1 protein-coding gene is annotated in these 1892 nt (G+C 73.5%); it reads left to right on the top strand.

Features of this window, described 5'->3' with window-relative positions:
• A partial coding sequence (locus E1284_RS40455) for a lantibiotic dehydratase family protein (protein WP_131945397.1) occupies nt 1-1892 on the top strand: 1892 nt, incomplete at both ends.

Raw genomic sequence — 1892 nt, forward strand, 5'->3', positions numbered from 1 at the left:
CCCCCGACCTGGCCGCCCAGATCACCCGTGCCCTGGACGGCGAGCCGATCCGGGCGCGCCGGTTACGGCGCCTGGTGGAGGCCACGATCCGTTACCTGCTGCGGTGGACGACCCGCGCGACCCCGTTCGGCCGCTTCGCCGGTGTCGCGCCGGTCGAGTTCGGCCCGCGCGCGGCGGTCCACTGGAGCGGGCGGCACCGGGCCGCGGCCCGTCCCGACGACCGCTTCGTCGCCGAGCACACCGCGCGGGCCGAGCAGGACCTGCCGGTCCTGCGCACGGTCGCGGTCATGACGAACTCCCTCGGATACGCCCGTGGCGGGCGGTGGGTGCTGCCATGCGCCCGCACCGAGCACGACCGGATCTTCGATGTCGAGATCGACCTGACCGAACCGGTGCGGGCCGCGGTCGAACAGGCCGCCTCCGCCATCGCATTCACCGATCTTGCCGACAAGGTGGCCGACACGCTGCCCGGTGGCACTGCCGAGGCCGAGCGGCTGCTGACCGCACTGGTGAACGCGGGGGTGCTGCTGTCGGCGATCCGGCCGCCGATGACCGTCACCGATCCGGCCGCGCACCTGGCCCGGCACCTTGCCAACCACGCTGCAGCCCGCCCTGCCGACCATGCTGTCGGGCGCACCGGCCTGCCCGACCCGGGCCACCAGAGCGCGGTCGACCTGCGGGTCGGCTGCTCGGTGACGCTGCCCCCGCCCGTGGTCGCCGCAGCCGAGGACGCCGCCGGGGCGCTGACCGCCGTGGCACCGCGCCTGCCCGGCTGGGACGCCTACCATCACGCGTTCATCCAACGGTGGGGCCCAGGTGCCGCCGTCCCGCTACGCAAGGTGGTGAACGTGTTGGGGTTCCCCGCCGGGTACCGGGGTTCCCCGCACCGCGACTCGGAGGGATTCACCGCCCGCGACCGACTGCTCGCCGATCTCGCCCAGCAGTCGGCCATGAACGGCGGCGGCGAGGTCGTCCTCGACGACGAGCTGGCCGCCGCACTACGCGGCGACGACACGCGGCCGCCGATCCCGCACACCGAGCTGAGGTTCACCCTCGCCGCAAACGCGCCACGCGACCTCGACCGCGGCGCCTTCACGCTGACCGTGGTGAGCGGCGCCCGCCACGCCGGCGTCGCGGCCGCGCGGTTCCTACACCTGCTCACCCCCGGCGAGCTGGAGCACTTCCGCAGCGTCTACACCGGCCTTCCGGCCGCGATGCCCGGCGCGGACCTGGTGCAGTTGTCGGGTCCTCCGCTCCACACCCGCCTGGCCACCGTGGCCCGCGCACCCGAACTGCTGCCCGCCCTGCCGGTCGGGGACTTCCACCCCGACCCGCACTGGAAGCTCGCGGACCTGGCCGTGGCCGGGGACGGCGAGCGGCTGTGGCTGGTATCTCGCATCACCGGCCGGCCGGTCGAACCGCTGCTGTTCAACTGCGTGATGCTGCCGACCGCCCAGCAGCCGCTCGTCCGGTTCCTGACCGAGATCTGGACGGCGTGGACGGCTCCGTGCGCCAGGTTCGACTGGGGGCAGGCCGGCAGTCTGCGCTTCCTACCGAGGGTCCGGCGAGGCCGCTGCATCCTGCACCCGGCCCGCTGGAGCATCCCCGCCGCAGTGCTGCCCGACCGTGCCGCGTCGTGGCCGCAGTGGCGGACCGCTTGGCAGCGGCACCGCGAACGGCACCGGATACCACGTGAGGTGCTGATCAGCCAGAACCGCGGTTTCGACGATGTGCGGCTGCGTCTTGACCTGGACGAGAACGCTCACCTGGCAGTGCTGCGCAGCCATCTTCACCGGCACGGTGACGCCGCCCTCACCGAAACCGACGGACCGTCCGGCTGGATCGACGGCAGACCGGCCGAACTCCTGCTCACCCTCACCTCGACACCGCCC

Source organism: Actinomadura bangladeshensis (assembly GCF_004348335.1).
In the GTDB taxonomy this organism is placed as follows: Bacteria; Actinomycetota; Actinomycetes; order Streptosporangiales; family Streptosporangiaceae; genus Spirillospora; species Spirillospora bangladeshensis.